Here is a 5,084-nt window from a genome sequence, read left to right on the forward strand (position 1 = left end):
CGAGAACACGCCGGCCGACGCGCTGCCGGAGAGCTTCCGCGTCGAGCTGGTCAACCCCGAGCGCTACGCGGTGATCGCCGCCGAGTTCCCCGACAAGGCGAACGGCGTGGACAAGGTCGCCGACGAGGGCGACTTCCTCGACCGTCTGTTCAGCCTGCTCAACGGGGCGCGGAACGCGACGATCGCGGTGGCGGTGGTCCAGGCGCTCGCGGCGCTGCTGCTCATCTCCAACACGATCCAGCTGGCCGCCTTCAACCGGCGGAACGAAACGAACATCATGCGGCTGGTGGGCGCTTCGCGCTGGTACACCCAGCTGCCCTTCATCCTCGAGGCCGCTCTGGCGGGGCTCATCGGCGCGTTGCTCGCCATCGGCGGGCTGGTCCTGACCAAGGTCCTCTTCGTCGACCGCACGCTGGCCGACCCGATCAAGTCCGGGATCATTCCGCCGGTGGACTGGTCGGCGATCGCCGTCATCGCACCCGTCATCGCCGCCGCGGGTGTGGGCCTGGCCGGCCTGGCCGCCTACGTGACCCTGCGCCTGTACGTGCGGTTGTAGGAGGCGGCGGCTCGCCCGGCACGACGTGCGAGGCCGCCGATCTCGCCGCCGCGGGGGGTGCGGCGACCCGGGCAGTAGCCTGGGCTCATGCCGCGGGAACAGGGGCGCAAGCTCATCGCCCAGAACAAGAAGGCGCGGCACGACTACTCGATCCTCGACACGTACGAGGTCGGCCTCGCGCTGACCGGCACCGAGGTGAAGAGCCTCCGGGCCGGCCGTGCCTCGCTCGTCGACGGCTTCGCCTCGATCGACAACGGCGAGGTGTGGCTGCAGCACGTGCACATCGCCGAGTACATGGAAGGCACCTGGACCAACCACGCCCCGCGCCGCAAGCGCAAGGTGCTCATGCACCGGGCCGAGATCGACAAGCTGATCGGCAAGATCAAAGAGGGCGGGCTGACGCTCGTCCCGCTCGACCTCTACTTCAAGGACGGCAAGGTCAAGGCCACCCTCGCCCTGGCGAAGGGCAAGAAGTCCTACGACAAGCGGCACGACCTCGCCGAGCGGGACTCCCGCCGCGAGATCCAGAAGGCCTTCGGCCGGTACGTGAAGGGACGGCGCTGACCGCATGCGCGGCATGGCCTACGACGAGTTCGGGGACGACGACGTCCTCCGTCTGCGCGACGACCTTCCGGATCCGCCGGTGGGGCCGGACACGGTCCTGGTACGGGTGCACGCCGCCGGGGTGAACCCGGTCGACCTGGGCATCCGGGCCGGCGGGCTCGCCGCGGCCTTTCCGCACAACTTCCCGATCGTTCCGGGCTGGGACGTCGCCGGGGTCGTCGAGGCGGTCGGCCCGGCCGTGGTCACGTTCGCCCCCGGTGACGAGGTCTTCGGCTACGTGCGCCGCGACGACGTGCAGTGGGGGACGGCGGCGGAGTTCGTGCCCGCGCCGCAGCGCTGCCTGGCCCACAAGCCGGAGTCGCTCTCCTTCGCCGAGGCCGGCGCCCTGCCGCTGGCTGGGCTGACCGCCTACCAGGCGCTGACCGAGGCGCTCGACGTCGGCGAGGGCGACCGGGTGCTGGTGCACCGCGCGGCCGGTGGCGTGGGCTTCTTCGCCGTCCAGATCGCCGTCGCTCTCGGGGCGCACGTCATCGGCACGGCGAGCCCGAAGAACCATGGCTTCCTGCGCGATGCCGGTGCCGCGGAGGTCGTCGACTACTCCGCCGGCCCGATCAGCGGGCAGCTGTCCGAGCCGGTGGACGCCGTCCTCGACCTGGTCGGCGGCGAAACGCTGGCCGACGCCCCGAAGCAGGTGCGCGACCCCTCGCGCATCGCCAGCGTGGTGGATCCGTCGGTGCGCGACCTCGGCGGCCGCTACGTCTTCGTCCGCCCGGAGCAGCACGACCTGGAGGAGCTGGCCCGCATGGCCGACGCCGGGCAGCTGCGGGTGCCGATCGCCAAGGCGTTCCCGCTGGAGGACCTGGTCGCGGCGCACCGGTTGCTCGCCACGGGGCACGTGCGCGGCAAGGTCGTCGTCACCCTGCGGTGATCGCGGGAACGACGCCCCAGCGATGACCACGGCCCCGCCGGTCGACGACGCCGACGTCCCGCGCTACTGGCGCGAGCTCGGCCTGCCCGGGCTGGTCGACGTCCACGTGCACTTCCTCCCCGACCGGGTGCAGGCCAAGGTGTGGGGCTTCTTCGAGGCCGCCCGGACGCACTACGGAACGGGCTGGCCGGTCGCGTACGCGCTGCCCGAGGACGAGCGGCTGGAGATCCTGGACCGCCTCGGGGTGCGGGCCTTTCCGACGCTGCCCTATCCGCACAAGCCGGGGATGGCCGCCTGGCTCAACCAGTGGTCGGCGGGCTTCGCCGCCGGTCGACCGCAGGTGCTGCAGTCGGCCACGTTCTATCCGGAGCCGGAAGCGGCGGCCTACGTCGCGGACGCCCTGGACAGCGGCGTCCGGGTGTTCAAGGTGCATGTCCAGGTGGGCGCGTTCGATCCGCGCGATCGGCTCCTGGATCCGGTGTGGGCGCGGCTGGAGGAGGCCGGCACCCCGGTGGTCATCCACTGCGGATCGGGGCCGCTGGCCGGGGAGCACACCGGACCCGAACCGGTGAGCGGACTGCTGGAGCGGTATCCGCGGCTGCAGCTGGTGATCGCCCACCTGGGCATGCCGGAGTACCGGGAGTTCCTCGACCTGGCCGAGCGGTACGAGCGCGTGCACCTGGACACCACGATGTTCGCCACCGACTTCACCGAGCAGCTCATGCCGTTCGACCCCGCCGATCTGCCCCGGCTGGCGGCGCTGCAGGAGAAGGTGCTGCTGGGCAGCGACTTCCCGTCGATCCCCTATTCCTACGCCCACCAGCTGCAGGCGTTGCACCGGCTGGACCTGGGCGAGGAGTGGTTGCGCGCCGTCCTCTGGCGGAACGGCGCCCGGCTGTTCCGGCTGGAGGACTGAACGGCTCCCCGTTCCGCCCTGAGCGCGACCGTGCTGGACCCGCCGGATCCGTGCGGGTCGGCCCGCTTCTGCCGACAGCTGATGGGCTGACCGCTGGTGGTGGCGCGGCACCCCGGTCGACATCTCCCGGGACGGCGTGGCTTCGTCGATCCCGCCGGTGAGCTGGCCGGCTACGCGGTGGCGCTGCCGTCGCGCGCCTTTCCGCACCCACGTCGCCCGGTCGTTTCCCCCGTCCCCGGCCGGTGGGCCCGGCTCTCAGTAAGGTGCGGCGCATGGTCAGCGCCGATCAGCCCACGCCCGTCTTCGACCCGGCCCTCATCGGGCGTGCCCATCGAGCGATCGATCCGTTGCACGCCCACGTGTACTTCGCGCCGGAGACCGACGAGCGCCTTGCCGCGCTCGGGCTGCGCCCGGGCCGGATGGTGTACTTCGCCGGTCGCTCCGCGCCGATGGGCGCGGTGGGCGCCGGGGTGGTGACGGCGACCTTCTACAACTTCTCGCCGTCGCTGGTCGCGCACATGGTTCCCCGGGCCTGGACCCTGGCCTCCCCCGAGCAGGTGATCGCCGCGCGGCTCGACGCGGCCCGCGCCTCGCTGACCCGGCTGCTGGGCGAGGAAGCCGCAGCATCACCGGAGGTGGCCGAGCTGGCCGGCCTGCTGCGCGACGCGTGCACGGCGCTCACGCCGGAGGGGCGCCCGCTCTACGCGGGCCACGCCGACCTGCCCTGGCCCGAGGAACCGCTGCTGCAGATGTGGCACGGCGCGACCCTGCTGCGCGAGCACCGCGGCGACGGGCACATCGCCGCGCTGCTGCACGCGGGGCTGTCCGGGCTGGAGGCGCTGATCACCCACAGCGCGACCGGCCGCGGGTTCACCGAGGCAGCGGCGAAGGCCACCCGCGGGTGGAAGGACGAGGAATGGGCTGCCACCTGCGCCGCCCTGGCCCACCGCGGGCTCCTCGACGACGCCGGCCTGACCGCCGAGGGGGAGGCGCTCCGCGCGCGGATCGAGGTGCACACCGATGCGCTGGCGGCCGACCCGTGGTTGTCGCTCGGCGCCGAGGCGACGGCCCGCGTCGTCGAGCTGGGCAAGGGGCTCTCGCGCCGGATCACCGAGAACGGCGCCTTCGGGCAGGGCATCTTCGGCCGCTGATCGGCCTGCACAGGGCAGCGATCGCGGGAGGACGCGACACGTGTCAAGGTCGGGGGCACATCTCCAGCACCGGGAGGCGTCATGACCGCGACGGAGCGGGACCCAGGCCATCGGGCGCAGCGGACCGATGTCGATGCCGCTTTCCGGGGCAGTGCGACCTACCGGAGCCTCGGCGAGCAGCAGCTCAGCCCGGCCGAGGAGCGCTTCGAGAAGGGCCGGCGCACCGTCGGGTTGTTCCTGGCGCCGCTGGTCACGATCGTCTTCGCGCTCCTGCCGATCGACCTGCCGCGCGATCAGCACCTGCTGGCCGCGATCCTGCTGGGCGTCATCGTCCTGTGGATCACCGAGCCGGTGCCGATCCCCGTCGGCGGCCTCATCGGCATCGGCGCGATCGTCGTCCTGGGTGTCGTCCCGGCCGACGATGCGCTGGCGCCCTTCGGGTCGACGACGGTGTTCACCTTCATCGGCGCGTTCATCTTGGCGATGGCGATGCTCAAGCACGGCCTCGCCCGACGTTTCGCGATGTTCGTGCTGTCGCTGACCTGGGTCGGCACCTCGACCTACCGGGTGGTCATCGCCTTCGGCGCGATCACCTGCCTGCTGTCGGCCTTCGTGTCCAACACGGCGACGGTGGCGATGCTGCTGCCGACGGCGCTGGGCATCATCTCGGTCATCGCCAAGCTCCTGCAGGAGAAGGAGCTGGTGCAGCCGGACTTCGATCCCCTCCGCCTGCGGGTCGGCGTCGCGGTCATGCTGATGCTCGCCTACGGCGCCAGCGTCGGCGGTCTGCTCACCCCGGTCGGCACTCCGCCGAACCTGATCGGCCGCGGGCTGATCGAGGAGGCGACGGGGGAGCGGATCGGCTTCCTCGACTGGATGCTCATGGCGCTGCCGATCTGCGCGCTGATGTTCGTCGCGCTGGCCGCCGTCCTGCTGTTGCTGAACAAGCCCGAGATCCGCCGCATCGAG

The 5,084-nt window shown here is 72.0% G+C and carries 6 protein-coding genes; all 6 read left to right on the top strand.

From position 1 onward, the window contains the following. The coding region (locus VGD70_RS01400; protein WP_331077246.1) for an FtsX-like permease family protein at nt 1-556 on the top strand (556 nt) is incomplete at its 5' end. A gap of 87 nt (nt 557-643) precedes the next feature. Then, entirely contained in the window at nt 644-1,120 is a 477-nt protein-coding gene (gene smpB / locus VGD70_RS01405) for an SsrA-binding protein SmpB (RefSeq protein WP_331077248.1), read from the top strand. Between the two features lie 13 nt (nt 1,121-1,133). Continuing rightward, complete coding sequence (locus VGD70_RS01410) at nt 1,134-2,048, top strand: NADP-dependent oxidoreductase (RefSeq protein ID WP_331077250.1); 915 nt, start codon at nt 1,134-1,136, stop codon at nt 2,046-2,048. A gap of 22 nt (nt 2,049-2,070) precedes the next feature. Beyond that, nucleotides 2,071-2,964: an amidohydrolase family protein gene (locus VGD70_RS01415; RefSeq protein WP_331077252.1), complete on the top strand. Its 894-nt coding sequence runs from the start codon at nt 2,071-2,073 to the stop codon at nt 2,962-2,964. A 272-nt stretch (nt 2,965-3,236) separates the two neighbouring features. After that, a complete protein-coding gene (locus VGD70_RS01420; protein WP_331077253.1) occupies nt 3,237-4,115 on the top strand; it encodes an SCO6745 family protein in 879 nt (292 codons plus the stop codon). An 81-nt stretch (nt 4,116-4,196) separates the two neighbouring features. Beyond that, nucleotides 4,197-5,084: SLC13 family permease (locus tag VGD70_RS01425; protein WP_331077255.1), on the top strand; the 888-nt coding region annotated here is incomplete at its 3' end.

Origin of the sequence: Actinophytocola sp. (genome assembly GCF_036402745.1) — a bacterium.
Lineage (GTDB): Bacteria > Actinomycetota > Actinomycetes > Mycobacteriales > Pseudonocardiaceae > Actinophytocola.